General features: G+C 73.3%; 20 protein-coding genes. 7 read left to right on the forward strand and 13 right to left on the reverse strand.

Annotation, left to right across the window (positions count from 1 at the left end):
- Nucleotides 1-32: 32 nt before the first annotated feature.
- Nucleotides 33-773: an HAD family hydrolase gene (locus tag ACWGKT_RS01835; protein WP_453272031.1), complete on the forward strand. Its 741-nt coding sequence runs from the start codon at nt 33-35 to the stop codon at nt 771-773.
- Complete coding sequence (locus tag ACWGKT_RS01840; RefSeq protein WP_453272032.1) at nt 770-3,112, forward strand: glycoside hydrolase family 65 protein; 2,343 nt, start codon at nt 770-772, stop codon at nt 3,110-3,112. Before ACWGKT_RS01835 ends, ACWGKT_RS01840 begins: the two co-directional genes overlap by 4 nt.
- A gap of 57 nt (nt 3,113-3,169) precedes the next feature.
- On the opposite strand, the gene ACWGKT_RS01845 is transcribed toward ACWGKT_RS01840, so the two are convergent.
- The gene (locus tag ACWGKT_RS01845) at nt 3,170-4,063 is read right to left on the reverse strand and encodes a M48 family metalloprotease (RefSeq protein ID WP_453272033.1); all 894 of its coding nucleotides are present in this window, start codon (nt 4,061-4,063) and stop codon (nt 3,170-3,172) included.
- On the reverse strand, nt 4,060-4,443 hold the full coding sequence (locus tag ACWGKT_RS01850) for a BlaI/MecI/CopY family transcriptional regulator (RefSeq protein WP_453272034.1): 384 nt from the start codon (nt 4,441-4,443) through the stop codon (nt 4,060-4,062). The genes ACWGKT_RS01845 and ACWGKT_RS01850 overlap by 4 nt, the downstream gene beginning before the upstream one ends.
- Before the next feature lie 231 nt (nt 4,444-4,674).
- Between ACWGKT_RS01850 and ACWGKT_RS01855 the strand changes: the two genes are divergently transcribed.
- Nucleotides 4,675-5,622, forward strand: a complete 948-nt coding sequence (locus ACWGKT_RS01855) for a lysylphosphatidylglycerol synthase transmembrane domain-containing protein (RefSeq protein WP_453272035.1) — start codon at nt 4,675-4,677, stop codon at nt 5,620-5,622.
- 75 nt (nt 5,623-5,697) lie between these two features.
- The gene (prcB, locus tag ACWGKT_RS01860) at nt 5,698-6,558 is read left to right on the forward strand and encodes a proteasome subunit beta (RefSeq protein WP_453272036.1); all 861 of its coding nucleotides are present in this window, start codon (nt 5,698-5,700) and stop codon (nt 6,556-6,558) included.
- A 25-nt stretch (nt 6,559-6,583) separates the two neighbouring features.
- On the opposite strand, the gene ACWGKT_RS01865 is transcribed toward prcB, so the two are convergent.
- From ACWGKT_RS01865 to ACWGKT_RS01885, 5 genes are all read right to left on the reverse strand, one after another.
- Nucleotides 6,584-7,312, reverse strand: a complete 729-nt coding sequence (locus ACWGKT_RS01865) for a phosphatase PAP2 family protein (RefSeq protein ID WP_453272037.1) — start codon at nt 7,310-7,312, stop codon at nt 6,584-6,586.
- 160 nt (nt 7,313-7,472) lie between these two features.
- Nucleotides 7,473-8,432, reverse strand: coding sequence for a hypothetical protein (locus ACWGKT_RS01870; protein WP_453272038.1), 960 nt, complete (start codon nt 8,430-8,432; stop codon nt 7,473-7,475).
- A gap of 11 nt (nt 8,433-8,443) precedes the next feature.
- Nucleotides 8,444-9,916 carry an APC family permease gene (locus tag ACWGKT_RS01875; RefSeq protein ID WP_453272039.1) on the reverse strand — a complete coding sequence of 491 codons (1,473 nt, stop codon included), beginning with the start codon at nt 9,914-9,916 and terminating at the stop codon, nt 8,444-8,446.
- A gap of 323 nt (nt 9,917-10,239) precedes the next feature.
- Nucleotides 10,240-11,625 (reverse strand): Si-specific NAD(P)(+) transhydrogenase, encoded by a 1,386-nt coding sequence (sthA, locus tag ACWGKT_RS01880; protein ID WP_453272097.1) that lies wholly within the window; start codon nt 11,623-11,625, stop codon nt 10,240-10,242.
- Nucleotides 11,626-11,931: 306 nt separating this feature from the next.
- A complete protein-coding gene (locus ACWGKT_RS01885) occupies nt 11,932-12,135 on the reverse strand; it encodes a hypothetical protein (RefSeq protein ID WP_453272040.1) in 204 nt (67 codons plus the stop codon).
- 200 nt (nt 12,136-12,335) lie between these two features.
- On the opposite strand from ACWGKT_RS01885, the gene ACWGKT_RS01890 reads away from it, so the two are divergent.
- A complete protein-coding gene (locus ACWGKT_RS01890) occupies nt 12,336-14,204 on the forward strand; it encodes a glycoside hydrolase family 15 protein (protein WP_453272041.1) in 1,869 nt (622 codons plus the stop codon).
- A gap of 30 nt (nt 14,205-14,234) precedes the next feature.
- On the opposite strand, the gene ACWGKT_RS01895 is transcribed toward ACWGKT_RS01890, so the two are convergent.
- The 6 genes from ACWGKT_RS01895 to ACWGKT_RS01920 all read right to left on the reverse strand — a co-directional run bounded on the left by ACWGKT_RS01895 (nt 14,235) and on the right by ACWGKT_RS01920 (nt 24,006).
- Complete coding sequence (locus tag ACWGKT_RS01895) at nt 14,235-15,554, reverse strand: hypothetical protein (RefSeq protein WP_453272042.1); 1,320 nt, start codon at nt 15,552-15,554, stop codon at nt 14,235-14,237.
- 66 nt (nt 15,555-15,620) lie between these two features.
- Nucleotides 15,621-18,359: a SpoIIE family protein phosphatase gene (locus ACWGKT_RS01900; protein ID WP_453272043.1), complete on the reverse strand. Its 2,739-nt coding sequence runs from the start codon at nt 18,357-18,359 to the stop codon at nt 15,621-15,623.
- 86 nt (nt 18,360-18,445) lie between these two features.
- The gene (locus ACWGKT_RS01905; RefSeq protein WP_453272044.1) at nt 18,446-20,971 is read right to left on the reverse strand and encodes a SpoIIE family protein phosphatase; all 2,526 of its coding nucleotides are present in this window, start codon (nt 20,969-20,971) and stop codon (nt 18,446-18,448) included.
- 138 nt (nt 20,972-21,109) lie between these two features.
- Nucleotides 21,110-21,418, reverse strand: a complete 309-nt coding sequence (locus ACWGKT_RS01910) for a DUF1232 domain-containing protein (RefSeq protein ID WP_453272045.1) — start codon at nt 21,416-21,418, stop codon at nt 21,110-21,112.
- 115 nt (nt 21,419-21,533) lie between these two features.
- Nucleotides 21,534-22,751 (reverse strand): hypothetical protein, encoded by a 1,218-nt coding sequence (locus ACWGKT_RS01915; RefSeq protein ID WP_453272046.1) that lies wholly within the window; start codon nt 22,749-22,751, stop codon nt 21,534-21,536.
- Between the two features lie 289 nt (nt 22,752-23,040).
- Nucleotides 23,041-24,006 (reverse strand): DUF1152 domain-containing protein, encoded by a 966-nt coding sequence (locus ACWGKT_RS01920; RefSeq protein WP_453272047.1) that lies wholly within the window; start codon nt 24,004-24,006, stop codon nt 23,041-23,043.
- Between the two features lie 273 nt (nt 24,007-24,279).
- Between ACWGKT_RS01920 and ACWGKT_RS01925 the strand changes: the two genes are divergently transcribed.
- Nucleotides 24,280-24,429, forward strand: coding sequence for a hypothetical protein (locus ACWGKT_RS01925; RefSeq protein ID WP_453272048.1), 150 nt, complete (start codon nt 24,280-24,282; stop codon nt 24,427-24,429).
- A 33-nt stretch (nt 24,430-24,462) separates the two neighbouring features.
- A complete protein-coding gene (locus tag ACWGKT_RS01930) occupies nt 24,463-24,861 on the forward strand; it encodes a hypothetical protein (protein WP_453272049.1) in 399 nt (132 codons plus the stop codon).
- The last annotated feature ends 66 nt before the right edge of the window (nt 24,862-24,927 follow it).

A 24,927-nucleotide genomic window follows, 5' to 3' on the forward strand; every position in this document is an offset into this window, starting at 1 on the left:
TGGATGCCGCCCGGAGGGGAAGTGTGCAGGGTATGAGTGAGCTCGGCCTGCCCGACACCATCCTGGCCTGTCTGTTCGACCTCGACGGGGTCGTCACCAAGACCGCCGCCGTGCACGCGGCCGCCTGGAAGGAGACGTTCGACGCCTTCCTGCGCGCGCACGAGGGCGAAGGCGCCCGCCCGTTCGACGCGGTCGCCGACTACGACGAGTACGTCGACGGACGCCCGCGCGCCGACGGGGTGCGCACCTTCCTCGCCTCCCGCGGCATCCACCTGCCCGAGGGCGCCCCCGACGACCCGCCCGACGCCCGCACCGTCCACGGCCTCGGCAACCGCAAGAACGACCTGCTCCTCGCCAAGATCCGCACCGGCGGCGTCGAGGCCTACGAGGGCACCCTGCGCTACCTGGAGGCCGTCCGCGCGCACGGTCTGCGCACGGCGATCGTCTCCTCCAGCGCCAACTGCCGCGACGTCCTGCGCGCCGTGGGCGCCGAGCACTTCTTCGACGTCCGCGTCGACGGCCTGATCGCCGCCGAACGCGGGCTGCCGGGCAAGCCGCACCCCGACACCTTCCTGGCCGCCGCCCGCGACCTGGGCGTCGAGGCGGGGCGGGCCGCCGTGTTCGAGGACGCGCTGGCCGGCATGGACGCGGGCCGCGCGGGCCGCTTCGGGTACGTCGTCGGGATCGACCGCGTCGGACAGGCCGACGCGCTGTACGCGCACGGCGCGGACGTGGTCGTCGCGGACCTCGCCGAACTGGGAGGCAAGCAGTGATCACCCACCGGTCGTACGCCGTCGAACCGTGGACCGTGCGCGAGACGGAACTCGGCCTCGACGTGCTGGCGCAGAGCGAGTCCGTGTTCGCCCTGTCCAACGGCCATGTCGGCTGGCGCGGCAACCTCGACGAGGGCGAACCGCACGGGCTGCCCGGCAGCTACCTCAACGGCGTGCACGAACGGCACCCGCTGCCGTACGCCGAGGCCGGCTACGGCTATCCGGAGTCGGGCCAGACCGTCATCAACGTCACCAACGGCAAGATCCTGCGGCTCCTGGTCGACGACGAACCCTTCGACCTGCGCTACGGCCGGCTCGTCGCACACGAGCGCGTCCTGGACCTGCGGCGCGGTGTCCTGGAGCGGACCTGCGAGTGGACCTCGCCGGCCGGTTCGACGGTACGGGTGCGTTCGACGCGGCTCGTCTCGCTCACCCAGCGGGCCGTGGCCGCCGTGGCCTACGAGGTGGAGGCCGTCGGCGGCCGGGCCCGGGTGGTGATCCAGTCCGAACTGGTCGCCAACGAGCAACTCCCCGAGTCCGACGGCGACCCGCGGGCGGCGCTGGCGCTCCAGTCCCCGCTGGAGCCGGAGGACCACTTCGCCGCCGGACACCGGCTGCGGCTCGTGCACCGCACCCGGCGCAGCGGCCTGCGCGTGGCCGTCGCCGCCGACCACGTGATCAGCGGCCCGGAACGGACCACGGAGCGCGGCGAGAGCGACACGGACGTGGCCCGGCTGACCGTCACCTCGGTCCTGGAGCCGGGGCAGCGGCTGCGGGTGGAGAAGCTGGTCGCCCACGGCTGGTCCGGCACCCGCTCGCTGCCCGCGATGGCCGACCAGGTCGACGCCGCCCTCGCCGCCGCGGCGCACGACGGCTGGCAGGGGCTCCTCGCCGAACAGCGGGCCTACCTGGACGAGTTCTGGGCGCGCGCGGACGTCGAGGTGGACGGCGACGAGGAGATCCAGCAGGCCGTCCGCTTCGCCCTCTTCCATGTGCTGCAGGCGGGCGCCCGCGCCGAGCAGCGGGCGATTCCGGCCAAGGGCCTGACCGGCTCCGGGTACGACGGGCACGCCTTCTGGGACACCGAGATGTTCGTGCTCCCCGTCCTCACCTACACCGCGCCCGAGGCCGTCGCCGAGGCGCTGCGCTGGCGCTTCAACACCCTGGACGAGGCCCGTGAGCGCGCGGCCCAGCTCGGCCTGGGCGGCGCCGCGTTCCCCTGGCGCACCATCGAGGGCTCGGAAGGGTCGGCGTACTGGCCGGCCGGCACCGCCGCCTTCCATGTGAACGCCGACATAGCCGACGCCGTGGTGCGCTACGTGGACGCCACGGGGGACGAACTCTTCGAGCGTGAGACCGGCGTCGAGCTCCTGGTGGAGACGGCCCGTCTGTGGCGTTCCCTCGGGCACCACGACCACCACGGTGCCTTCCACATCGACGGTGTCACGGGCCCCGACGAGTACAGCGCCGTCGCCGACGACAACACCTACACGAACCTGATGGCCCGCGCGAACCTGCTGGCCGCCGCCGACGCCGTCGAACGCCATCCCCGGCAGGCGGAGCGGCTCGGCGTCGACGAGGAGGAGAGCGCCGCCTGGCGGGACGCCGCCGAGGCCATGCACATCCCGTACAACCGGGAGCTCGGCGTGCACGAACAGCACACCGGCTTCACCCGCTACCAGCGCTGGGACTTCGCCGGCACCCGCGCCGACCAGTACCCGCTGCTGCTGCACTTCCCCTACTTCGACCTCTACCGCAAGCAGGTCGTCAAGCAGGCCGACCTGGTGCTCGCCATGTACACCTGCGGCGCCTTCTTCGACGAGGAGCACATCGCCCGCAACTTCGCCTACTACGAGCCGTTGACCGTGCGCGACTCCTCCCTGTCGGCCTGCTGCCAGGCCGTCGTCGCCGCGCAGGCGGGCCATCTGCGGCTCGCCCACGCCTACGCGGCCGAGGCCGCGCTGATGGACCTGGAGGACCTGGAGCACAACACCCGCGACGGGCTGCACATCGCGTCGCTGGCGGGTACCTGGATGGCGCTGGTGGCGGGCTTCGGCGGACTGCGCGCGAACGGCGGCGGGCTGCGGTTCGCGCCCCGGCTGCCGGAGCGACTCAGCCGGCTGGCCTTCAGCCTCCGGCTGCGCGGGCGCTGCCTGCGGGTGGAGATCCACGCCGACAAGGCCACGTACACGCTCCTGGACGGTCCGCCGCTGACGATCCATCACCACGGCGAACCACTGACGGTCCGCACCGACGGCCCGACCATCCGGGCGGTACCGCCGCCCGTGCCGCGTCCGGTGCCCGCACAGCCGCCGCACCGTGGCCCGCAGGGCCGCTGACCCGGCTGACCTGCCGGACGGTCGTGACAGCACGGTCGGTCAGGAGGGCACGCCCGGTCAGGACAGCAGGCCGGTCAGCAGTCCGACCAGGTCGTCCGTCGCGTCCGCGGCGCTCAGGGCCGCCAGCGCGCCGAGGGCGAGGACGGCCGCGGCGGCGGACCACAGACGCGGGGGCGGGGCCGTCTGCAGGGCCGCGATCCGGCGGGTGACGGCGCGGTCCGTGAAGTTCAGCGCGCACGCGGTCCGGGCCCGGCCGGCGGTGAGGGCGGCCCGGGCCAGGGTGCGGGCGGTGGCCGCGCGGTCGCCCACGGCGGTCGCGGCCTGCTCGTCCGCCCAGCGCTCGACGAGGAAGGCGACCGTGCGGCGGACCGGTACGAGCAGCGGGTTGGCCGCGGCGGCGAGGGCGGCCGCGGTCACCAGCAGGCCGTGCCGGTGCGCCAGATGGGCGCGTTCATGGGCGAGCAGGATGCGGCGTTCCGCCGGTCGCAGCGCGCCCAGCATGGCGGAGGTGACCAGGATCCGGCCCGGCCGGCCGGGGATGGCGAACGCCCGGGCCACGTCGGACGCGGCGACGATCAGCTCGGTGTCCGCCGGCTGCCCCTCGGCCAGCCTGCGCAGCGCGCGCCGTGTGGCGCGTTCGGCACGCACGGCCCGGTGCACGCGGCAGGCGACGACCACGAGCGCCAGACAGGCCGCGATCCCGATGAACTCGGGCACCGGATCGACTGGTTGCCGGCCGTCCTGCCGGGCCTCCGCCACCACCGGCGGGGCCTCCCCGACCAGCGCGGTGGTCAGCAGCACGAGCGACCAGGTGGTGGCCGCCGCGGTCAGGGCGGCGGCACAGGTCAGGACGCGGGCGGCGAGGGCCGGGGCCACCCGCCTGCCGATCAACGGGCTGACGGCGGGCAGCAGCAGCGACAGCAGCAGTGGGCTGTAGACGTCGAACCTCATGGACGGCCTCTGCCGAGCAGGTCGCGCAGGGCCCGCTCCTCGTCGGGGCTCAGGCCGGACACGAACTGCTGCAGGGCGGCGATCGGGTCCGGGCCGCGGTCCAGGGCTTCGTGCATCGCCGCGGCGGTCAGCTCGGCCGCGTTCTTCGCGGGCCGGTAGGCGCCGCGCCGCCCGGCGGCGTCACGCAGGACGAGCCCTTTGTCGTACAGCCGCTTGAGGATGGTGTGCACCGTGTTGTACGCGAGCCCGCCGGCGATCTCCGTCTGGATCTCGGCCGGTGTCAGCGGGTGTTCGGTCGCCCAGAGTGTGGCCAGCACTTCGCTCTCCAACTCCCCGGCGCTGCGCCGCTCCGCCCTGCCGCGGGACTCTGTGCCAGCCATGGCCCAACCTTACAGCGCGTAGGGCCGCCGACCGCATGGGTGTGCCTGCGCTGTGCAAGCATCCAATTCAGGCTATTTTGTGCATGTTTTTCCGGCCCTGGATCGCTCGCCGACTCCGGCGCTCGGTACTACAAGCTGTAGGGTGGCGGACCCTACGGGCTGTAGTGGAGGAGGGTGGATGATGACCGGCGGCGCGAACGTCTCCCTCGACTGCCTTCCATTGGCGCGCTCATGACGACCCCGCCCGGCCTCGCGGCCGCCCTCGGCCGCAGGCGGGCCTACTGGCACGCGGGCGTCTGCCTCGTCGTCCTCGTGTGCCTGGCCTATCTGGCCCGGCGGCACTGGCCGGCGCTGCACACCGGGGCCGTCCGGCTGGCCGTCGCCGACCAGGGCTGGCTGCTGGCGGGCGCCGCGGCGGCGGTCGGGACCTGGGCGGCCTCGGCGGTGGCCCAGCAGGGCGCGGTCGTCCGGCGGCTGCCCGGCGGGCGGCTGGTCGCCGCGCAGTTCGCGGCCGGCGCCGCCAACCACGTCCTGCCCGCGGGGCTCGGCGCGGGAGCGGTGAACCTGCGGTTCCTGATGCGCTGCGGGCTGCCGGCCGCCCGCTCGGCCAGCGCGCTCGCGGTCAAGGCCACCGCCGGGGGCGTCGTCCGCGGGGTGCTGATCGCGGTGCTCGCACCGGCCTGCCCCGGGCTGCTGCGGATCCCGAACCTGTCCGCCGGCGCGCCGGTCGCCGTCCTCGTGCCGGCCGTCCTCGTGGTCGTCCTGGTCAGGAGCCGGCTGTGGCCGCGGTGCCGACGGGCCCTCGCGACCGTGCTGGCCGACATCCGTGCCGTGCACGCGAGTCCGCCGCGCGCGGCGGCGCTGTGGGGCGGTTCGGCGGCCTTCACCGTGCTGCACTCCCTGGTGCTGATCACCGTCGCCCAGGCGGTCGAACTGCCCCTGTCCCCGGCCCGGGTGGCGCTCCTGTACCTTGCCGCCAGCAGCGCCGCGGCCCTGCTGCCCACCCCGGGTGGCATCGGCTCCCTCGACGCGGCGCTCGTCCTCGCGTTCACCGCCGCCGGAGCGCCCGCCGCGGCGGCCGCCTCCGCCGTGCTCGGCTACCGCCTGCTGACCGTGTGGCTGCCGCTGGTGCCGGGCCTGGTGGTGCTCGGGGTGCTGGTCCGCCGCAAGGCGCTATGACCGGGCCGCGTTTCCCGGCCGCCCGCGCCAGGTAGGAGTTGCTTGTCCGGCCGACGACGTACCAGGGGGAGTGCCATGGCGGGAACCGACGGCGACGGCCGACTGGGGGAGGAGTTCTTCACACCGGGGACCTCGTCCTTCACCGAGTTCCTGGCCGCGCACCGGCCGCGACTGCTGCCCACCGCAAGCCCGTTGCCGGACGGGACCCGTGCCGCCCCCGACCGCTTCCCGCACGGCACCACGGTCCTCGCCCTCGCCCACCGCGACGGCGTACTGATCGCCGGCGACCGCCGGGCCACCATGGGCAACCTCATCGCCCAGCGCGATCTGGAGAAGGTGTACCCCGCCGACGACCACACCGCGGTGGCCTTCGCCGGCACCGTCGGTCTCGCCCTGGACATGGTCAAGCTCTACCAGGTCGAGCTGACGCACTTCGAGAAGATCGAGGGCATTCCCATGACCCTCGACGCCAAGGCGACCCGCCTCGCCGCGCTGATCCGGCAGAACCTCGGCCAGGCCATGCAGGGCCTGGCCGTGGTCCCGTTGCTCGTCGGCTACGACACCCGCGCCCGCGAGGCCGACGGCGAGCGGGGCCGCATCTTCGGCTTCGACGTCGCCGGCGGTCTGTACGAGAAGGCGGACTTCCACGCCGAGGGCTCCGGTTCCCCGTACGCCCGCGGCGCGCTGAAGAAGCTGTACCGGCCCGGGATGTCCCGGCGCGAGGCCGCACTGGCCGCGCTCCAGGCGCTGTACGACGCCGCCGACGACGACTCGGCCACCGGCGGCCCCGACATCAACCGCCGGATCTTCCCGCTGATCTCGGTCATCACCGACGCCGGCTTCGAACGACTGCCCCAGGCGGAGGTCGAGGACCTCAGCTGCGAGATGGTCGAGCAGCGCCGCAACCGCCCGGACGGACCGCACGCGGCACCGTGAGGCGACGCGCGCAACGTCCGGTCCGTCACCCGGGACGCGACCGACCGGGCTCCCGGGACGCGCTCCCCTCGACCGGCGCGTCGGGATCGGGTGTTCCCGTGGCCGAGGGGACGAACCGGCTCGGCATCCACCAGGCCGCCGCGCACAGCCAGGCGCCGAGCCAGCCGACGGCGAACAGCCAGCCGCCGATCACGTCGGTGAACCAGTGCACGCCCAGATAGACACGGGTCAGCCCGACCAGCGCCCCCCAGCAGCCGACGGTCCAGCACAGGCCCGCCTTGCCGCGCGGGGCGCGCAGACATATCGCGAGGATCACCAGCCCGGCGGTGATGGCCGACGTGGTGGTGTGGCCGGAGGGATACGCCCAGCCGGAGGCGTGCGTCCGCCAGTGGGACTCCGGCGGGCGGGGCCGGGCGATCAGCGTCATCACGCCGTACCGCACGGCCTGTCCGGCGGCCAGGCAGGCCACGCCGCACAGCACGGCGACCAGCCGCTGGGCCCGGGTGCGCCCCGCGAGGAGCGCGGCCAGCAGCACCAGCGCGTACGGGACGACGCCCGTCCCGGTGGCGGTGATCCCGCGGGCCAGGGCCACGGCGACCTCCGGGCGGTGGCCGAGGGACCAGCTCAGCGGGCCGTCGTCCACGAATCCCGCCGAGCCCTGGGCGCCGGCCACGATCATGGCCAGCACCCCGAACGCCGTCCAGGCGCCGAGGCCGACGCTGCCCGCGAGTTCCGCGAGCCGCTTGCGGGTCATGGCGGTGCGCCCTCCGTTCGACTACATGCATGTAGACGGTCCACTGAAGTGTAGACGGTCGGAGGGTGTCGATCGTTCCCGGCTCGTGTCCTGTCGTGGTCGCCTCTCGGTCGGCCGACTACGCCGCTGTGGTCATGATGGTCGTCGAAGGTAAGGACGCTCACTCGCGCAGCCGCAGGTCCTTGCGCCACTTCGTGATCTGCTTCTCCGGATCGCCGGTGTACGACCACGGGGTCCGTGTCGCCCGGCGGCCCTGCAGCCGCAGCAGCGCCGCGGCGATGTCCGTGGCGCCCGCCTGGCAGGCCGCGTGGGTGAGGTGGTTGAGGTCCCGCAGCTCGCCCGGGGCGAGCGGGGCGTCGCCGCGGCCGGCGATCCAGCGCTGCCAGGTGCGGCGTACGTCGCTGACGGCACCGTCGTGGCTCCAGTGCTGGCTCACGCTCACCGCCGCGTGCTGCCCCTGGGCACCGTCGAGGACGTACCGGAACTCCTCGACCCGGGCGTACTGCACCAGGACCGGCAGTGCGCAGCCCGGCGGGGCCACGCCCGCCGCGTCGCGCGCGAAGTCGTACATGAGGCCGTGCGTGCCGTGCCAGCGGGAGGAGTAGTAGTGCAGCACCTGGAGGTGGCCCTCCACGCTGTAGGGGTCGCGCCGGTGCAACTCGTCCCACCAGCGCGCCAGTTCCTGCCGGCGCACGCCGGAGGGGTACAGGCGCGCGACCGAGATCAGGGAGATCCAGGGCGTGGGGTCCTCCGGCCAGGCCTCGGCGGCCCGCAGACAGGCCAGCACCGCCGCGTCGATGCGGTCCCGGTCGATCGGTATGCCCCGGCCCGCCGCGATGGCCAGGGTGAAGGCCCGGGCCGTCTCCGTCGCGGCCCGCAGCACCAGCGCGTCGGCGCTGCGGGGCTCGGCGGCCAGCCAGGTCTCCGAGGTCGTACTCGTCGCGCACGCCTGCGCCAGCAGCCGCATCCGGTGCCCCCGGGAGACCCAGTCGGCACCGGTGGCCCGCAGCAGGTCCCGCAGACCCTGCCAGCGGCCGATCACGATGTCCTGGCGGGCCGAGGTCAGGGGCCCGTCCCCGCAGTCGGGGTCGAAGTCGGGCGTGAAGCGGTCTCGCGCCATCGGGATCTCCCTCAGAAGTCGGTGGGGAGACCCTCGTGGGCACGGGCCCGCTCGGCCACGTGGCCGTCGGGGACGTAGTCGGCCGTGATGGCGCGGGTGGCGTCGAGCTTGGCGGGCCGGTAGTAGTCGCTGCCCCGCCGCCAGTACCAGAGCATCGGGATCAGTCCGAGCGCCAGGCCGCCGATGCCGATCGCGATCGCGGCGTCGCTCAGCTCACCCAGCGACTCGACGAAGATCCAGAACATGAACACCGAGCCGAACAGCGGCCACAGTCCGCCGAGGACGAAGTCGGCGGCCGACTTCAGCAGCATCTTGCGGTAGGCGACGACCACCGCCAGACCCGCGAGGCCGTAGTAGACGGCGATCTGCAGGCCGATCGCCGAGATGGCGTCGGAGAGGATGTCGCCCACCGTGCCCAGGGCGTTGGAGGCGATGAACATCACCAGCGCCACCCCGCCGACCACGGCGATGGCGACCCAGGGCGTGTTCCAGGTGCGGTGCACCCGGCCCAGCGCGGACGGCATCGTACGGTCGCGGCCCATCGCGAACAGCGAACGCGTGACCTGGATGAGCGTGGTCTCCAGGGTGGCGATGGTGGACAGCATCACGGCGACGATCAAGAGCTTGCCACCCCAGCCGGGCCAGACCTCCTCACCGAGCACGGCCATCACGTTGGCGTCGTTCTCCTCGATCTGCTTCGAGGACAGGATGACGTTCACCGCGATGGTGAACACCTCGAACAGCAGGAAGACGATGCCCACGCCGATCAGTCCCGCGAGACCGGTCGTCCGGCGGCTGTTGCGGGTCTCCTCGCTGAGGTTGCTGGTGACGTCCCAACCCCAGTAGTAGAAGGCGGCGATGAGCGCGCCCGAGGCGAAGCCGGCCATCCCGTCGAAGTGCCCCAAGCCCAGCCAGGACCAGTCGAAGGCGCGGGCGTCGCCCGTGTGGAAGAGGGCCAGCACCGCGAACAGCAGCAGGATCGCCAGCTCCACGCCGGACATCAGCAGTTGCGCGCGTACGGTGAGCCGGGCGCCGCCGAGGACCACGGCCAGCATGATGAGGAACCAGGCCGCGCCCACCGCCGTCGACAGGGCGGTGTCGTCGGCGAGTTCGTCGTCGAAGAGCGCGAGCGTCATGGAACCCGCGGGCAACGAACCGGCCACCATGAAGATGGTCGCGGAGACCACCAGCGCCCAGCCGCTGACGAAGCCCAGGAAGGGGTGCAGCGTGCGCCCCACCCACGAGTAACTCGCGCCCGCGTTCACGTCGATCCGGCCCAGATAGCTGAACGCCAGCGCGATGCCCAGCATGGGTATCGCGCAGTACAGCAGCGCCGCCGGGCTGGCCAGTCCCACCGCGCCGACCAGCACCGCGGTGGTCGCGGCCAGCGAGTACGCCGGTGCGCTGCCCGCGACGGCCATGACCACGGTGTCGAACATACCGAGGGCGTTGGCCTGCAGCCCTCTGCCCCTGTTCTTGCTCATGGTTGTGCTGCTTTCGATCGTGCACGCGCACGGGCGGCCAGGCCCGACGGCGTACGAGGTGGGGGGTGCGGGACCCGCCTCGAACCCGTAGAGGGTTGGCCTCGGGTCAGGGACCGGTCAGGAGAAGGCAAGGATCGGCGCACACCGATCAGCCCTGCGTCGGCAGTCGGTCACACCGTGTGTGGGTGTGATGATAGCGGGACTCATTGATCTTTCAAGATTGACCGCCCGGTAATCTCCCCGGCCGCCCGGGCACCGGCAACTGCCGCGTCGGTCGCGGCGTTTGCGGAGCCGGGCGGCCGGGAGAGGGCCGCCGCACGGGGTCAGTCGAGGCGGTTGATCTGCCGCAGCTTGTTGGTGGCGTCCAGGGCGGCGACCTTGTACGACTCGGCGAGCGTCGGGTAGTTGAAGACGGCGTCGACGAGGTAGTCGACCGTACCGCCGCAGCCCATCACGGACTGGCCGATGTGGATGAGCTCGGTGGCGCCCGTACCGAAGCAGTGCACGCCGAGCAGCGTGCGGTCCTCGGGGGAGACCAGCAGCTTGAGCATGCCGTGGGAGTCGCCGATGATCTGTCCCCGGGCCAGTTCCCGGTAACGGGCGATGCCGACCTCGAACGGCACGCAGTCCTCGGTGAGCTGGTCCTCGGTCCGGCCCACGAAGCTGATCTCCGGGATGGTGTAGATCCCGATCGGCTGGAGGTTGTGCATCTGCCCGACCGGCTCGCCGCAGGCGTGGAACGCGGCCGCGCGGCCCTGCTCCATCGAGGTCGCTGCCAGCGCCGGGAAGCCGATCACATCGCCCACGGCGTAGATGTGCGGGACCTCGGTGCGGTAGTGCTCGTCCACCTTGATCCGGCCGCGCGGGTCCGCGGTCAGCCCGGCCTTGTCCAGGTCGAGTTCGTCGGTGAGGCCCTGGCGGCCCGCCGAGTACATGACGGTGTCGGCGGGGATCTTCTTGCCACTCTCCAGGATGGTCAGGGTGCCGCGGGGATGGCGCTCGACGGCGGCCACGGTCTCGCCGAAGCGGAAGGTGACGGCGAGGTCCCGCAGTTGGTACTTGAGCGACTCGACGACCTCGACGTCGCACAGGTCCAGCATGCCCGGGCGCCGCTCGACGACCGTCACCTTGCTGCCCAGGGCGGCGAACATGCTGGCGTACTCCATGCCGATGACGCCGGCGCCGACGATCACCATCGACCGGGGGACCTTCTCCAGTGTGAGTACGTTGTCCGAGTCCATGATCGTCCGGCCGTCGAACTCGACGGTGTCCGGGCGGGCCGGGCGGGTGCCGGTGGCGATGACGATGTGGCGTGCGGTCAGCAGCCGCTCCTGGCCGCTCACTTCGCGCAGGGCGACGGTGTTCGGGTCGACGAAGCGGCCCGTGCCGGCGTAGAGGGCCACGTGGTTGCGGGACAGCTGGCTGCGGATGACGTCGACCTCCCGGCCGACCACGTGCTGGGTGCGGGAGGTCAGGTCGGAGACGGTGATGTCCTCCTTCAGGCGGTAGCTCTGCCCGTACAGATCGCGCTGGGTGAGACCGCTGAGGTACAGCACCGCCTCGCGCAGGGTCTTGGACGGGATGGTGCCGGTGTGAATGGAGACGCCGCCGACCATGTCGGGGCGATCGACGACGGCGGCGCGACGGCCGAGTTTGGCGGCGGCGATGGCGGCCTTCTGTCCACCGGGGCCGGATCCTATGACGAGCATGTCGAAATCGAAGTCGGGCACCCTCGGGAGTCTGACAGCCGACGCCTCCCTCCGTAAGGCCGACGGGGAAACGGGCACCGGAGGCGGCGAGAGCGTTCCACTTGATTACGGTGAGCGACCGAGCACCCATGCCGACCGAAGAGCCCCCGGACCGCGCCAGCGCCGTACGACCGTGCCGGTGCCGCCCCCGCCGTGCCTGCGCCCCCGTGCCGGTGCCGCCCCCGCCGTCCCGGGCGGGCACCGGCAGACCACGATCTTCCGTCCGCCCCGGGCGGTCTTGCAGCTCAGGGGCGGGTTCCGCGCTGCCTACGGCAGGAGTTTCTCCACGGCGAGCGGGCCCTCGGTGTCCAGCTTGCGGCGGGCCCATTCCAGGTTGGCCGGTGTGATGTCCCTGCCCGCGGCGAGCACCAGGTCCTCCGGGGCGACGATGCCGGGGGCGGAGTGGAGCAGGGAGTCCGGGGTGGCGCGGTCGTCGGACGGCCGGGACGCTTCGGGTTGTGACGTCGACATGATGCCTCCTCCTCGGGCCCAGGTGCCCGCACCGGAACGGGTGCCGCGAGTCCGGGCCCACTCTCACCATTCCCCGCCTGAGCCCGCCCTGCATCCGGAGGGGCCGCCGGCCCCGGAGACGATCACTTCACCGTGCCGCGGCGAAAGCTTCGCTCCTAAGCTGTAAGGAGCCCGCATGCCCGCCCCGGGAGGCTGCCGCGATGACCACCACCGAGATGCCCCGGAACCAGGAGGCCCCCGAGCCCCCCGGCCACTCCCGCTACCTGCCGATCGCCGAGCACGGACTGATCGGCGACCTGCGCACCGTGGCCCTGGTCGGAAGCAACGGCACCATCGACTGGTACTGCTGCCCGTCCTTCGACGCCCCCAGCGTCTTCGGGGCGATCCTGGACGCCGACCGCGGCGGACGCTTCGAGCTCGCCGCCTCCGTACCGGCCCGGACCAAGCAGTTCTACTTCCCGGACACGAACGTACTGATCACCAGGTTCTTCACCGAGGAAGGCGTCGGCGAGGTCCAGGACTTCATGCCGGTGGCCGGGAACCCCCTGCGGCCCGCGGAATCCGCCGAGGCCGACCGGCACCGGCTGATCCGCCGCGTCCTGTGCGTCCGCGGCACCGTCCCCTTCCGGGTCCTGGTGGCACCGCGCTTCAACTACGGCGCCGACCCCCACTCGCTGAACACGCAGGGCGACATGATCGTGTTCGAGTCCCGGCAGTACTCCCTCTCGCTCACCTCCACCGTGGCCATGGAGTGCGACGGCACCGACGCCCGCGCCGACTTCAAACTCACCGAGGGCGAGTCCGCGGTGTTCGCCCTCGACCGGGCCGCCGACGCCCTGATTCCGCGCGGCTGCGCCCACGCCGAGGCCGAGCACGAGTTCCAGGCCACGGTCGCCTACTGGCGCCGCTGGCTGCACCAGTCCCGCTACGTCGGCCGGTGGCGGGAGATGGTGCACCGCTCCGCCCTCACCCTGAAGCTGCTCACCTACGCCCCGACCGGCGCCATCGTCGCCGCGCCGACCACGAGCCTGCCCGAACAACTCGGCGGCGAACGCAACTGGGACTACCGCTACGTGTGGATCCGCGACGCCGCGTTCTGCGTGTACGCGCTTCTGCGGCTCGGCTTCACCGGGGAAGCCCGGGCCTTCATGCAGTTCCTGGCCACCCACATCAGCCCCGGCGACGGCTCGCCCTCCGGCCCGCTGCAGATCATGTACGGCATCGACGGCCGCACCGACCTGCCCGAACGCGAGCTCCCCCACCTGGAGGGCCACCAGGGATCCGCCCCGGTCCGGATCGGCAACGCCGCCGCCGACCAGCTCCAGCTCGACATCTACGGCGCCCTGATCGACTCGATCTACCTCTACGACAAGTGGGCCGAACCCATCTCCAGCGACCAGTGGGACGACGTGTGCCAGCTGGTGGACTGGGTCGTCGACCACTGGGACCAGCCGGACGAGGGCGTGTGGGAGACCCGCGGCGGCCGCAAGGACTTCCTGTACTCGCGCCTGATGTGCTGGGTGGCGATCGAGCGGGCCATCCGCGTGGCCACCCGGCGGGGCCTGCCGGCCGACCACCGCCGCTGGCGGCAGTGCCGCGACACCATCTACCGGTGGATCATGGAGCGCGGCTGGTCGCCGGTGCGCCACGCCTTCGTGCAGCACGACGGCAGCGAGGTGCTCGACGCCTCCGTGCTGATGATGCCGATGGCGAAGTTCGTCGCCCCGACCGACCCCAAGTGGCTGTCCACCCTGGACGCCCTGACCGAGGACCTGGTCTCCGACTCCCTCGTCTACCGGTACGACCCGCAGGCCAGCCCCGACGGACTGCGCGGCGACGAGGGCACGTTCTCCATCTGCTCCTTCTGGTACGTCGAGGCGCTGGTGCGCGCCGGACGGCTGGAGGAGGCCCGGCTGGCCTTCGAGAAGATGCTCACCTACGCCAACCATCTCGGCCTGTACGCCGAGGAGATCGGCCGCACCGGCGAGCAACAGGGCAACTTCCCACAGGCGTTCACCCACCTGGCGCTCATCAGCGCCGCCTTCAACCTGGACCGCGCCCTCGGTTAGCCCCGCACATCGTCGCGCGCCGCGCGGCCGTCAGGCGAAGCGGGAGCTGGGCACCGGTCCGGACGAGGTCAGGCGGGCGCGGTCGCCGCGCAGCCAGGTGCCGCGCACGGTCGCGGCGAACGCGGCGAACGCCTCGTCCGAGTCGTCCGGGCCGGTGCCGTCGCCCTCGTCCGTGTCCGGCTCCGCCCCGGTGATCTCGGCGGCGAGCTCCGGCTCGGGGCGGTCGTCGGCCGGTGCCCGCTCGACTCCGCCGTCGGCGGCGCCGCGCAGCTGCTCGCCCCAGGGCGCCACCACGGACTGGTGGAGCAGGGTGACGCTGTCGGCGGTGACGACCGGAGCGTCGGTCCAGGAACTCGCGTGCTCGTGCAGCACCTGCCCGGGGGCGCGCTCGAAGAGCTGCCCGAGGATCTCGGGGCCGTCCGCCGCGCCGGCCACCTCGTTCAGGTCGTACGCGACGACGAGCGTGTCCTCGCGGCCGCGCGCGAAGGGCTCCGTCGGCAGGTCCAGCAGCTCGGCGGCGGCCAGGCCGAGGATCCGCGAGTCCCGGTCGGGGAGCAGCGACACCGACCGCGGCCGCAACTCGGCGGCCTCCAGCAGCGTCCGCAGCCGCAGCAGGCCACGCAGGCACTGTCCCGGCGTGTCCTGCAGCCAGGCGTACCGGCCGGTCATGCCCGAGTCGAAGCCGTACGGGGAGAGCGTGCCGAGCACCGTCCCGCCGAGCACGTACTGCCAGCCCCGCAGATCGGTCGGGTCCAGGGCGCTCGCCCCGTCGAGGGCGGCCGCGCGCTCCAGCATGCGGTTCTGCCGGGCCCGGGTGGGCAGCCACATCTCGTCCTCGGGGTCCGGCAGCAGGGTGTGCTGGCGCCGGGCCAGGCCGAGGTCGCCCGACATGATCGCGTTGAACACCAGCAGGTAGCGGTCCGGCCAGTCGGTGAAGTCGGCCTCGTGCCGGGCCAGTTCCTCGACCGCCTCGCGGTGACGGCCCTCGCGCTCGTAGGCCGACACCAGCTCCCGTACGACCCCGAGGCGGCCCGGGTTGCCGCGCAGCACCTCGCGCAGGGCGGGCACCGCCAGGTAGGACAGGCCGCGTTCGACGCAGGCGTATCCGAAGTCGAAGAGCGCCTGGGCGTGTTCGGGGCGCTCGGCCAGCGCGGCGGCGGCCTGCTGGAGGTCGTCGAAGCCCGCGGTCCGCGCGGCCCGGCCGACCACGAGGGCGACCTCGCCCAGGGGCTGGTCCTCGCCGGCGGCCCGCAACCGCCGCAGGGCGCCCGGGATGTCCCCGGAGTCCAGGCACTCCCAGGCCTCGAGGAGTTCGGGGGACTTCGGGCGGCGTTTCCTGCGCGAGAACATGCCGGAGATCATCACCGATTCCCGGACGGATCCTCAACAGCTTTCTTCCGCCGGCCGTCCGCCGGCTCAGGACAGCGGCTGTTCCGCCCAGATGACCTTGCCCGCCGGGGTGTAGCGGGTGCCCCAGCGTTCGGCGAGCTGCGCGACGAGGAACAGGCCGCGTCCGCCCTCGTCGGTGGTCGCCGCGTACCGCAGGTGCGGCGAGGTCGTGCTGCCGTCGGACACCTCGCAGATCAGGCTGCGGTCGCGCAGCAGCCGGACCCGGATGGGCTCGCGGCCGTAGCGGATGGCGTTGGTGACCAGCTCGCTGAGGATCAGTTCGGTGGTGAACGTGAGCTCCTCCAGATCCCACTCGGCCAGCTGCCGGTTCACCGCGGACCGGAGCTGCGAGACGGCCGCCGGATCGGCCGGTACCGGCCACTCGGCGACCCGATCGGCGCCGAGCGAGCGGGTGCGGGCGACGAGCAGGGCGACGTCGTCGCTGGGCCGGGCCGGGAGCAGTTCCAGGACGGAACGGCAGGTGTCCTCGGGCGAGTCGGCGGCCCGCGCCAGCGCGGAGCGCAGCAGTTCCAGGCCGTCGTCGATGTCCCGCTCCCGGTCCTCGATCAGCCCGTCGGTGTACAGGACGAGGCGGCTGCCCTCCTTCAGCTCCAGATCGGCCGTCTCGTACGGCAGCCCGCCGAGGCCCAGCGGCGGACCCGCCGGCACCTCGGGGAACTCGACGCTGCCGTCGGGGCGGACCACGGCGGGCGGCGGATGGCCGGCCCGGGCGACGGCACAGCGCCGTGAGACCGGATCGTAGATCGCGTACAGGCAGGTCGCGCCGGTGACCGCCGTGGCGCCGTCGGCGGGGGTCTCGTCCTGGTCGATGCGGCCGACCAGCTCGTCGAGGAGACCGAGGAGCTCGTCGGGCCGCAGGTCCAGCGAGGAGAAGTTGTGCACCGCCGTGCGCAGCCGGCCCATGGTGGCGGCGGCGTGCAGCCCGTGCCCCACCACGTCGCCCACGACGAGGGCCACCCGGGATCCGGACAGCGGCAGTACGTCGAACCAGTCGCCGCCCACCCCGGCCTGCGCGGGCAGATAGCGGTAGGCGATCTCCAGGGCGCTCTGGTCGGGCAGCTTCCGCGGCAGCAGGCTGCGCTGCAGGGTCACCGCCATGCCGTGCTCGCGGGTGTAGCGGCGGGCGTTGTCGATGGACACCGCGGCGCGGGCGACCAGCTCCTCGGCCAGGGCCAGATCCTCGGCGTCGAACGACTCGGGCTTCTGCGAGCGATAGAAGTTGGCCACGCCCAGGATCAGGCTGCCGGCGCGCAGCGGCACGGTGATCAGGGAGTGGATCCCGTACTCGACCACCTGTTCGGTGCGGTCGAGGTCCTGGGCGAGCCAGCCCGGCGCCTCGCCCAGCCGCGGCTCGACCACGGACACACCGGTGTGCAGACTGCGGAACTGCGGGGACGTCGGCACGAAGCGGATGCGCTCGCCCAACGGGTAGAGCGGGGCGTCCAGGCGGATGCCGCCGACGGCCGTGCGGCGCAGCGAGTCCCCGGGCTGGGGCTCCTCCCCGTGCAGCACGGCGTCGAACAGGTCCACGGTGAGGAAGTCCGCGAACCGGGGCACGGCCAGCTGCGCCAGTTCCTCGGCGGTCCGGGTCACGTCGAGGCTGGTGCCGATGCCGACACCGGCGTCGTAGAGCATGTTCAGGCGTTCGCGCGCCACCTCCGCCCGGCCGGACAGGGCGCGCAGTTCCGTGGAGTCGCGGAGCGTGGTGACGCTGCCCGGCGGGCCGCCGCGCAGGTCCGTGGGCCGCTGGTTGATCGCCAGCAGCCGGTCCTTGACCAGGTGCACCTCGTCGGTGGCGACGCGGCCCGAGGCCAGCAGGTCGGCGGTGTCGTCGTCCAGGCCGAGCCGGCGCACATCCTGCCGCTCCGCGTCCTCGGGCAGGTCCAGCAGGCGCTGCGCCTCGTCGTTGGCGAGCAGCAGCCGGCCCTCGCCGCTGACGATGAGCACGCCTTCCCGCACGGAGTGCAGCACCGCGTCGTGGTGCTCGTACATCCGTGTCATCTCGTGCGGGCCGAGGCCGTGCGTCTGCCGCAACAGGCGTCTGCTCACCAGCGCCGTGCCCGCGGTGGCCAGGGCGAGAGCCGCCGCGGCGGCGGCCAGCAGGAGCGGCAACTGCTGTTGGGCGGTGCCGCCCACGTGCTCGGTGGTGATGCCGGACGACACCAGTCCCACGACGTTCCCCTGGGCGTCCTTGACCGGCACCACGACCTGGACCAGCGGGCCCAGGGTCCCGTTGACCTCCTCGACGACGGTGTGCCCCGCCTGCGCGGGGGCGATGGTCCCGACGAACTTCTTGCCGATCCGGTCCGGTTTGGGGTGCGTGTAGCGGATCCCGTCGGTGTTCATCACGACGACGAAGTCCACCCCGGACGCCTTGCGCGCCGCCTCGGCCTTCGGCTGGAGCACGGCCGTCGGATCCGGGCTGCGCAGCGCCGCCACCGTGCCCGGCGCGTGGGCGAAGGTCTCGGCGACGGCGAGGGAGCGGTTGCGGGCCTCCTGGTTGGTGTCGTGGCGCACCTGCAGCACCTGAGCCACCACCGCCGACACGACGAGCAAGAGCACGATGACCACTTGCAGCACGAACACCTGTCCGGCGACGCTGCGACCGCTCACCGCCGACCACAGCCTCCCGGCCCTTGTGCGGCGCGGCCCGGTTCCGTCCTGCTGCCGCCGCTCGTGCGGTGCGTGCGGATCCCCGGGACGACGGGGCGGCCGAGTCTCGGACCGGCCCAACAGTCGGACCATGTGCCCATGTCTACACTGCCCGGCCCTTGGAGGCGAGAGGCGTCGCAGGAGGTGACCGGCGGTGGTCGCGCCGATGCGTGGTGATCTCATTGCCCGGAGGGGTACCCGGTGCGCCGGGTGGCGAGCAGGAGAGCCACGTCGTCGGGTCGGTCGACGGTGTGCCGGGCCGTCGAGGTGAGCCGGTCGGCGACGCCCGCGAGGGAACGGGCGCCCCGCCGCCCGGCGGCCGTACGGGCCTGTTCCAGGGCCAGCCGCAGCGCGCTGATCCCCTCGTCGATGTCGCTGCCGGGCCGCTCGACCAGCCCGTCCGTGTACAGGGCGAGGATCGCCCCCGACTCCAGCCGCAGCTGCGCCACCGGATAGTGGGCGAGCGGGTCCACCCCGAGGACGACGCCCCCCGGAATGTCCAGGACGCGGGTTCGGCCGTCCGGGGCGCTCAACAGCGGCGGCGGATGCCCGGCGCGGGCGACCTGGGCCCGGCCGGTCGCGGGGTCGAGCCGCAGGTAGCAGCAGCTGGCGAACTGTCCCGGATCGAGGTCGATGAGCAGCCGGTTCGTGCCGCTCATGACCTCGTCGGGGGTGTGGTCGCCGAGCGCGAAGGCACGCACGGCGCTGCGCAGCTGGCCCATGGTGGCCGCCGCCTGCACGCCGTGCCCCTGGACGTCGCCGATGACCAGCGCCAGACCGTCCCCGGCCTCGACGACGTCGTACCAGTCCCCGCCCACGTCCATGCCCTGGGTGCCGGGCAGATAGCGGCCGGCGGTCTCCACCTGGGGATGCGCGGACAGCCGCCGGGGGAGCAGGGCCTGCTGCAGGCCGCGGGCGAGGGCGGCCTCGGAGTCGTAGCGCTGCGCCTTCTCCATCGCGTGCGCGATCAGCCCGGCGAGCGCGGTCAGGAGCGTGCGTTCCTCCGTGCTGAAACCCCGGTTGCGGTCGAAGCCGAGGATGCAGGAGCCGACCGGCCGCCCGGAGGCGATCAGCGGCAGGAAGGCGCGGGCGCCCTCGATCGCGTCCAGCGGAATGCCCGGATAGGCGCTGGCCAGCTGCCGCATGGAGTCGAAGAACAGGGACCGGCCGGTGGTGAGGGTCTCCACGCCGGGCAGATGGGCGTCGAGGCCTACGCCGTCGAAGGGGGCGAGGAATCCCTGCGGGAAGCCGGTCTCCCAGGCCAGGTACAGGTGCCGGTCCTGCAGCAGGTAGATGGCCAGACGGCGGCCGTCGAACGCGGGCAGCAGCTCCTGGGTGACGACCGCCGACACCTGGCGGGCGGTGACGGCGTCGGTGAGCGCGATGGCCAGGGCGATGGGCCGGTACAGCGGCGCCATCGAGGGAGCGGCGGACACGGAATGGCCGGCTTCGGGAGCGGCGGTCGGCGTGAGGCGGACGTCGGGCAGCTCGGGGGGTACGTCCATGCGGCTCGCGGGCGCGACGGTGCAGGTGAGGATGTCCGGGCCCGGGTGGAACGACAGATCCAGCCAGTCGCTCTCGCCGGGCTCGTCGCGGTCGGCGGCCGGGTGCCGGGCGTGGAATTTCACGGGTCGCAGGGACAGCAGGGCGCCGCGCAGGTGGTCGTCGTACGGGGGCCGGCCCAGCCACGGCAGCGCCTCGTCGACGGGCAGGCCGAGGAGCCGCCGGCGCTCCAGGCCCATCAGCCGTGCCGCGGCCGGGTTGGCGTAGACGATCAGTCCCAGCCGGTCGACGCAGAACACCCCTTGCGGGAGCTGGTCGGCGGCGCCGTCGGCGGAGGGCGCCGGGCCGGGGTCGAGGACGACACCGCTGACCAGGGGCGGCTCGGGGGTGTGGGGCGGGGGCCACAGTTCCAGCAGGCGCGGGGTGCCGTCCGGGGCCCGCACCTGCAGAGGTGCGGCCGGCGGCTTCCCGGCGGCCGTGTCGCTCAGCGCGGACAGCAGGTGGGGGGCGTCGTCGGGGGCGACGGCGTCCGCGAGCGCCTGTGCCGTGCCGGGGAACTCCTCGGGCTGCACGCCCAGCAGGTCGTGCAGCCGGTCGTCGGCCCTCACCGTGGAGGTCACCGGATCCCAGGTGAACCGGCCGACGCGGCCGACGACGGGGCTCGCCGCGGGGGGCCGTGCGCACAGGGGCTCGTCGTCCCAGACCACCGCGAGCTCGTCCCCGTCGGCCAGGTCGAGCAGACGCTCGCCGAGATCCTCGGCGAGCTGGGTGAGGCGGTCCCGCTCCGGGAGCTCGTCCGCCTCCTCCGGGGCCGCCGGACGCATCACCGTGAGCACACCGAGGGTGCCCCGCGTCCCCGGTACGGGCACATAGCTCGCCCCGAACCGGAAGGGCAGGCCGGCCGCGAACTGCGGATAGTGGCGCACCATCGCCATGGCGTTCGGCAGGACCACGGGAGTGCCCGTCCTGAAGGCGTCGGCGGCCGGGAACGGACGGTCGACGTGCAGCCGCCACCACGGCCGGAACAGCCGGCCGGGCAGCCCCACGAGCACCGCGAGTCGCAGCATCCCGGGCGTGGCGCAGCGCAGGTACACGCCCCCCGCACGGCCGCCGGAGGCGGTGAGGGCCCGGGTGGAGGCGTCGACCAGCAGCGCGGCCAGCCGTCCGCGTATCCGGTCCGAGTGCTCCCCGCTCCCAGTCATCGGTCCTACCTCGTCGGTACGCCGCCCGGGTGGGTGACACAGCAAGAATGCGTCAGGAGCCCCATCGAACGCACCTGCTCGGACCGGGGAATCCGGGGAGCGCCCGACAGCCGTGCCGGACAGGCGCGAAAGCCGAGGTCAGGACTTCGTCAGGTCGGTCGGGATGTCGGTCGGGGCCGCCGACACGGCTCGTTCGGGGCGCAGGGTGCGCAGGGCGATGAGCAGGACGCCGATGTCGTCCAGGTACACCGGGTCGGGCAGCAGGTCGGTGGGCAGCACCAGATAGAGGACGGCGCCCCAGAACACCCAGCGCGGCCCCGTGGGGAGCCCGGCGCGTCGCAGGGTCCGCCGGGCGCGGACCAGCCGTACCAGCAGAACGACGGCCAGGGCGAGCAGGGCCGCCGCGAGCACGCCCGCGATCAGCAGCACGGTCGTGGTGGTGTCCATGGGGCCTCCAGTCCCTCGGGCGCGCCGGTCCGGTTCTTCCTCTACGCCTTCCCGGTCCGGGCCGTCGTATCGCCCTCGGGGCGGCACGACGGCCGACGGCCACGATGTCGGACGGCTACGAGGCCTCTTCCGCCGCGTCGGTGTCGTCCCCGTCCCGGGCGTTGTCGGGAGGGATTCCGTCCCGAGCGGTGCCCGGCTCGGCCCCGACCCGGGCGGTGCCCGGTGCGGACGTGTGGCGGAGCCCCTTGGCGCCGCCCCGCAGCCGCTCGAACGTGCGCGTCAGCTGCTGGAACGGGAAGGTCGAGGGTACCCCGGCCCCCTCGTGCCGACGCTCCGCCGGGGCGGGGGTGTCCCGGTAGGCGGATAGCGCCTGATGGGCCTGCTCGGCGGCATCCCGGTAGAGGTCCCGGGACTTCGTCATCGCGTCGAGCGCCTCGGCGTATATCGCCACGAGCCTGCGTTCGCGGGCCAGCTCCTCCTCCAGGGTCAGCAGGGTCCAGTGCTCGCGCAGGTCGGTCAGCGCCTCGTCGGCGCCCTGCGGCAGCGGCTTGGGCAGGGCGGCGAAACGCCGCACCACGTCGACGAGCTCGGTGTGCTCGGATCCGTCCAGGAAGACGTCGCGTACCGAGTACTCGGGGCCGTCGTAGCCGGGCGGTGCCGGGTCCGGGGGCAGGAGCACGGCACCGCCGCGCGGCACCCAGACGCCGAGTTCCCGGATCGCCCAGTTGACGGCCCGGAGCTGCTGGGGCGCGGCCCGGTGCTCCACCACGCGGTGGCGCAGGCTCGGTGGCAGCAGCCGGGCGAGGGGCAGCCGGCCGAGCTCGTCCGGGGTCATGGCCTCGTGCACGACGAGGTTGATGCACCAGGCCTCGCGCGCGGCGTTCCTCAGCAGACGCCGTATGGCCTTGTCATCGGACGGGAGCGGGTTGACCGCACGGAAGCGCAGCCCCGGCACGCTGTGGTGGTGGTCCCAGGCGGTGTCGGCGTCGTCGCCGACACCGCCGCCGTCGGCGGCGTCCGGCCAGAACATGGTGGCGGGGGAGGGCCACTGTTCGTTCCAGGGGCGTTCCGCCTCGGCCATGAGCACCCACTCCCGCCCGTCCTCCCGGTCCTGCGGGGGTACGAGCGTCAGGCGGGCCCGCACTATGACGTCACCGGCGACCCGCCATCGCGCCTCGAAGACCCGCTGCGGGGTTCCCTCGGGTGCCGGGGGTTCGGTGAAGGCTTCGAGGACCCCGTTCTCTCTGAGGCGGCGCAGGTGCCGGCGCAGGACGCCCTCGGTGTCGGGGCCGAGGTGGCGGCCGCGGGCCGGCCACACCGTGCTGGGGGTCATGGATCGGTCGGTGGCGGAGTTCGACATGAGCCAATATGTGGAAGGCAGTGGTGGGCGTCCCCAGTATCGCCGCCGGGGATCGTGGCACGTCAGCCGGGGGGTCGCGCGTCGGACGGAATCGGTCGCGTAAGGGGCGCACACCAGGTGCGCGTGTCGCGCTCGGGGTGCGCGCGCCGCACGTCACGTGCCCGCCGTTCACGCATGCCGCCGACCTGTCCGGACCACGACAATGAGGCGGCGAACGGGACCCGCCCGCCATCCGCTTAGGGACGGGTCCCGTTCTTCGCCCTCAGTGCGGGAAGGCCCGGGGCGGACGCTGACGTGGGAGGGTGTCGCGGAACTCCTCGATGGCCGAGCCGATCTGCCGCAGGAGGGCCGTCTTCTCCAGCCGGTCGAGGTAGAGGTGGCGACGGGCGAGACCGGGCAGGTCCACGCAGAAGTACAAGGTCATGAGCGGATTGACGAACAGTTCGCCGTCCCTGGTCCGCTCGGTGAACCGGACGTCGCCGAAGTCACCGCGCACGGCGGCGGCGACGGAGCCGTGCACGATGCTGGGGCGGCTCGCGGTGTGCCGCTGGGCATGGGCCACCGCGTCGAGATACAGCGCACCCTCGCGGCTCTCCCGGGGCAGCGAGAACGCGCCCAGGTAGGCGCCCTCGCGCTCCAGGGCGGCCAGGTTCTCCAGGACCAGCGCGTGGCTGACGCCGTGATACGCGTCCACTCCGAAGCCGAGGCACGCCACCAGCCGCTGCGGCACCTCGTCGAGCCCGGCCACGGCGGCCAGACTGGCCATGTCCTCCTCCGGCGTGCCCAGGCCGTGCTCGTCGCCCTGCATCAGGATGTCGGTCCCGCCGTCCACCAGGACGACGGCGTCGACACCGCCCAGGTGCGCGAGGAGCGCGCGGTAGGCGTCTCGGAGCGGCCCGACACCCGTGCCGACGAACGCGTACACGGTGGACGGCAGATCGTGCTCCCGGAGCCACCGGGCGAGCGTGCGCTCGGGAAAGTAGTCGCCGCGCAGGGGGGTGTCCGGGCCCACGGCCGCGACGTCCGGCTCGACCCACACCTCCAGGTCCAGACCGTGCAGGTCGGCGAAGGACAGGTTCGCCAGATGCACCTCCTTGCCCGCCTCCCGCAGGGCGAGCGCCAGCGGCAGACCGGCGTAGACGTCGAAACCGCCGCCCGCGCCGGCGACGAGCACCCGCCGCGCGTCGCGCAGCCGGGTGAAGAAGGGGGGTTCACAGAGGGAGAACACCGCTGGACGCTAACAGACCTCCTGCACCGGCCCGTTGGGGTTTTCCACAGGCCCGGACGGGCTGTCGGTGGCGCGTGCCAAGATCGGACGCATGCCCCATCACGTCCTCCTGCCCGCGGAACCCCACCGGTCCACGACGTACGCGCTCTGGGTCAAGACCCATGACCCGGCGGCGGAGAGCGACGCTCGCGCACCCTGCCGCCGGCCCATCTGCCGTGGTTCTGGGACACGGTGGCCCACCGGCTGTGCGGCTGTCCCGGCCGCACAGCCGCCATGGTCTATACCCTGGCTCGCAAGGCCGAGCGGGACCACGCGCTGCCCGTCAAGGAGTTGAGCGAGCACCAGCGCCGGCTGACGGGAGGACTCATTCCCGCCGAGGCGCACGAGGAGTACGTACGCGTCCTCACCGCGTGGGCGTCCTGACCGGGCGAGCTGCCCGTCGACCTGGCCCGCCGGGTGCGGGCGTCGGCGCGCGCGGTCGGCCTGGACACGGACGAGGACGCCCGGGTTCTGGGCCGCCTGCTGGGCACCGCCCGCGGCAAGGCCGTGCCCGACGCCCTGCTGGAGGCGGCCACCGCACCGCTCGCCGACCACCCCCAGGGCCTGGACGTGCAGGGCGCGCTGCTGGACCTGTTCCCCGACACCAGGTACGACGCGGCCGCCTGGCTCCGGCTCCTGGCGGGCACCGTGGAGACCGGCCGGCGGGCCAGAGCCGGGCGCACGGTGTCCGTCCGCGGCGAGTGGCAGTCCCTGGACGCGCCGCATCTGCCGCTCGAAGCCCGGAGGCTGCCCGCCCACGTGGCGTGGGGGGGCGCCCGCCCCCCCCCCCCCCCGGGCCCCCCGGGGGGGGGGTAAACCCCCCCCACCCCCCCCCAGTTCAACACCCACGCGGAAGTAAACCCCGCCCCGCCCCGCGGCGGG

This window comes from Streptomyces sp. NPDC054794, assembly GCF_053611585.1.

Coding starts and splice junctions, on each gene's coding strand:
- ACWGKT_RS01835 (WP_453272031.1), top strand. CDS start 33: ATGAGTGAGCTCGGCCTGCCCGACACCATCCTGGCCTGTCTGTTCGAC.
- ACWGKT_RS01845 (WP_453272033.1), bottom strand. CDS start 4,063: ATGAGGTTCGACGTCTACAGCCCACTGCTGCTGTCGCTGCTGCTGCCC.
- ACWGKT_RS01850 (WP_453272034.1), bottom strand. CDS start 4,443: ATGGCTGGCACAGAGTCCCGCGGCAGGGCGGAGCGGCGCAGCGCCGGG.
- ACWGKT_RS01855 (WP_453272035.1), top strand. CDS start 4,675: ATGACGACCCCGCCCGGCCTCGCGGCCGCCCTCGGCCGCAGGCGGGCC.
- prcB (WP_453272036.1), top strand. CDS start 5,698: ATGGCGGGAACCGACGGCGACGGCCGACTGGGGGAGGAGTTCTTCACA.
- ACWGKT_RS01865 (WP_453272037.1), bottom strand. CDS start 7,312: ATGACCCGCAAGCGGCTCGCGGAACTCGCGGGCAGCGTCGGCCTCGGC.
- ACWGKT_RS01870 (WP_453272038.1), bottom strand. CDS start 8,432: ATGGCGCGAGACCGCTTCACGCCCGACTTCGACCCCGACTGCGGGGAC.
- ACWGKT_RS01875 (WP_453272039.1), bottom strand. CDS start 9,916: ATGAGCAAGAACAGGGGCAGAGGGCTGCAGGCCAACGCCCTCGGTATG.
- sthA (WP_453272097.1), bottom strand. CDS start 11,625: ATGCTCGTCATAGGATCCGGCCCCGGTGGACAGAAGGCCGCCATCGCC.
- ACWGKT_RS01885 (WP_453272040.1), bottom strand. CDS start 12,135: ATGTCGACGTCACAACCCGAAGCGTCCCGGCCGTCCGACGACCGCGCC.
- ACWGKT_RS01890 (WP_453272041.1), top strand. CDS start 12,336: ATGACCACCACCGAGATGCCCCGGAACCAGGAGGCCCCCGAGCCCCCC.
- ACWGKT_RS01895 (WP_453272042.1), bottom strand. CDS start 15,554: ATGTTCTCGCGCAGGAAACGCCGCCCGAAGTCCCCCGAACTCCTCGAG.
- ACWGKT_RS01900 (WP_453272043.1), bottom strand. CDS start 18,359: ATGGTCCGACTGTTGGGCCGGTCCGAGACTCGGCCGCCCCGTCGTCCC.
- ACWGKT_RS01905 (WP_453272044.1), bottom strand. CDS start 20,971: ATGACTGGGAGCGGGGAGCACTCGGACCGGATACGCGGACGGCTGGCC.
- ACWGKT_RS01910 (WP_453272045.1), bottom strand. CDS start 21,418: ATGGACACCACCACGACCGTGCTGCTGATCGCGGGCGTGCTCGCGGCG.
- ACWGKT_RS01915 (WP_453272046.1), bottom strand. CDS start 22,751: ATGACCCCCAGCACGGTGTGGCCGGCCCGCGGCCGCCACCTCGGCCCC.
- ACWGKT_RS01925 (WP_453272048.1), top strand. CDS start 24,280: ATGGTCTATACCCTGGCTCGCAAGGCCGAGCGGGACCACGCGCTGCCC.